Genomic DNA, 2585 nt, shown 5'->3' with positions numbered 1-2585 from the left:
ATCTGTTGTACGGCACACGGCACACGGCACACGGCACACGGCACACGGCACACGGCACACGGCACACGGCACACGGCAGGCGCGGCGCCCCTGCGGTAAAATCGCCGCTTCCACCAGCGCCGCATGCGGCGCGTCATTCGAAGGTCGAAAGCCGATGCAGATTCACAAGGAAGTGGACGCGCGCGGGCTCAATTGCCCGCTGCCGATCCTGCGTGCAAAGAAGGCGCTCGCCGACATGGAAAGCGGGCAGATCCTCAAGGTGCTCGCGACCGATCCCGGTTCGCAGCGCGATTTTGCCGCGTTCGCGAAACAGACGGGTAATGAAATCGTCGAGTCGTCGACGCAGGACAAAACGTTCGTCTTCCTGATGCGCCGCCGCTGACGGCCGCAAAATACCGCATTCGGCGTCTCGCATTCCGCATTCCGCCTGGATGCCTGCGACGCCAGGCCAGCGAAGCCGGGCGCATGCGGCGACGGTTGCGCGAGCGCGTTGCCCGGCCTGCCGCACGGATCGTCGGGGTCTCCGGCAATCTGACAATCCTTAAACCTCACCCGATCAACCGCTGCGTATACTGGCCGCGCCGAACGTCCGCGCACAATGCGGGCGGCTGGCCGCGGTACGTCGAATGGGCGGGCACGGGGGCCATGCCCGACGATACCGTCGAGACACGAGGATAGACCATGTCCTTCAGATCGGGGACCATTCGAATTCCGCCGGAAGCGGAACTCGCAGCGGATGTGCGCGCACCGGGGTTGGGCCGTATCGAGCTCGATCCGCAGCAGGACCGCCACGCTCGCGCGGCACTGGAGGCCTATGCGGACTCGGTCGCGGCCGATATGCCATGGCTGGCGGAGTGGCTGCGCGAAGTGTTGCCGGACACGGCGTCGAGCGTCACGCGTTGCGGGCCGACCGTCGAACGCGTATTCGATCTGGCCCATGCCGTGGCGGCAAGTCAGCCCGATTATGCGGCGGCGGCATGGGAAAAAGTACGTGTCCAGCTGCTGCAAATATTGCACCCGCACACGCCGTCCGGCGGAACCGTCGTGCGCCGCGAATAGATACTCAATCGTTCCGGCAGGCGGATTATTAGAAGAAGGGATCATAGCCGGCGCAATTCATGGGCGATTTTCATACTAATATGGTGAAATCGCTGGTTTGTCCGTGCCCCGTTTTTGAGATATTTGCGGATTTCATCCGATCATGCGCGTCATATCTACGCGCATGATCGGATTGTGCCGGCTCGCCGGCCGGCAGAGATCGATTCGGCGCGCCTGCCGCAGGCGATGCGATGAAGCGCGGGGCTGAACTGGACGAATGGATTTCGTTTTGCGGGGTGCTATGAGAATTGCTGTACTGGATGACGATCCGGCCCAAACCGACTTTGTCGGTCAGACACTGACGGCTGCGGGCCATACGTGTTACGCCTTTACGGAAGGCAAGGCACTGAAGAAGCGTCTGCAGCGCGAAACCTTCGATTTGCTGGTGCTCGACTGGAACGTGCCCGACATGTCCGGCGAAGAAGTGCTGAAGTGGGTGCGCGTCAATCAGGCCGGGCATAGTCTGCCGATCATCTTCATGACGAGCCGCGACGACGAAGCGGGGATCACGCAGATTCTCAATGCCGGGGCGGACGATTACGTCGTCAAGCCGGTGTCCGGCCCGATCCTGCTCGCACGCATCGGCTCGCTGCTGCGCCGCGCCTATCCGGTGGCTGCCGAGGCCGCGGTGCGCGAATTCGAGCAGTTCCGCTTCGACGTGAATCTGAAGCAGGCCTACGTCGGCGACAAGCCGGTCAGCCTCACGCAAAAGGAATTCGAGCTCGCGTTGCTGCTGTTCCAGCACCTGGATCGGCCGCTGTCGCGCGCGCACATTCTCGATCTGGTCTGGAAGCAGGCGACCGACATTCCGTCGCGCACGATGGACACGCATATCTCGATGCTGCGCACGAAGCTCGGCCTGCGTCCGGAGAATGGTTACCGGCTCGCGCCGATCTACGGCTACGGCTACCGTCTCGAACGGATTGCTCAAGGGGAACCGGAGTGATCGACAGGATGCCCTCACGCACACTGCGAGCGGCGTGCCTGCTCGCCGCCCTGGCCGCTTTTCAGCACGCGGCCGCGCAGCCGCCGGGTCGCGCGACCGGCAAGACGGTCGTGTACACGACTCGCGCGGGCGACACGCTGTACGACGTTGCCATGCGCTACATGCAAGGCCCGGATGACTGGAAGGTGCTCGCGCAACTGAACGGCGTGCCGGCGCCCCGGCGTCTGCAGCCCGGCCTCGCGATCCGGCTGCCGGTCGAGCGGCTGCGCAAGGAGCGCCTGTCCGCTCGCGTCGTCGCAGTGCAGGGTTCGGCCGAACGGGCGTCGGGCGACGCAGTCGCGCCGCTTGCGGTCGATGCGACGCTGACCGAGGGCGATCGCGTGCGGACCGGCGCAAACGGGTTCGTGACGCTCGAACTGGCCGACGGCATGCACATAAGCATGCCGCCCGACAGCCAGCTCGACCTGACGACGCTGCGCCGCACGGTGCTGACCGGCACGCTCTATCGCGTGTTCGAACTGCGCCGCGGCGAGATCGAAAG

4 protein-coding genes are annotated in these 2585 nt (G+C 64.5%); all 4 read left to right on the top strand.

Features of this window, described 5'->3' with window-relative positions; genetic code table 11:
• Positions 1-154 precede the first annotated feature (154 nt).
• Positions 155-382 carry a sulfurtransferase TusA family protein gene (locus KH616_RS24020; RefSeq protein WP_038713912.1) on the top strand — a complete coding sequence of 76 codons (228 nt, stop codon included), beginning with the start codon at positions 155-157 and terminating at the stop codon, positions 380-382.
• A 299-nt stretch (positions 383-681) separates the two neighbouring features.
• Positions 682-1059: a hypothetical protein gene (locus tag KH616_RS24015; protein ID WP_292253616.1), complete on the top strand. Its 378-nt coding sequence runs from the start codon at positions 682-684 to the stop codon at positions 1057-1059.
• Between the two features lie 280 nt (positions 1060-1339).
• On the top strand, positions 1340-2044 hold the full coding sequence (locus KH616_RS24010) for a response regulator transcription factor (RefSeq protein ID WP_292253615.1): 705 nt from the start codon (positions 1340-1342) through the stop codon (positions 2042-2044).
• An 8-nt stretch (positions 2045-2052) separates the two neighbouring features.
• On the top strand, positions 2053-2585 hold a 533-nt coding region (locus KH616_RS24005), incomplete at its 3' end, for a LysM peptidoglycan-binding domain-containing protein (RefSeq protein ID WP_292253612.1).

The sequence above is a fragment of the Burkholderia sp. genome, assembly GCF_018375725.1.
Taxonomy (GTDB): domain Bacteria; phylum Pseudomonadota; class Gammaproteobacteria; order Burkholderiales; family Burkholderiaceae; genus Burkholderia.
This window is presented reverse-complemented; position numbering and strand designations above follow the sequence as displayed.

Coding starts and splice junctions, on each gene's coding strand:
- KH616_RS24010 (WP_292253615.1), top strand. CDS start 1,340: ATGAGAATTGCTGTACTGGATGACGATCCGGCCCAAACCGACTTTGTC.
- KH616_RS24020 (WP_038713912.1), top strand. CDS start 155: ATGCAGATTCACAAGGAAGTGGACGCGCGCGGGCTCAATTGCCCGCTG.
- KH616_RS24015 (WP_292253616.1), top strand. CDS start 682: ATGTCCTTCAGATCGGGGACCATTCGAATTCCGCCGGAAGCGGAACTC.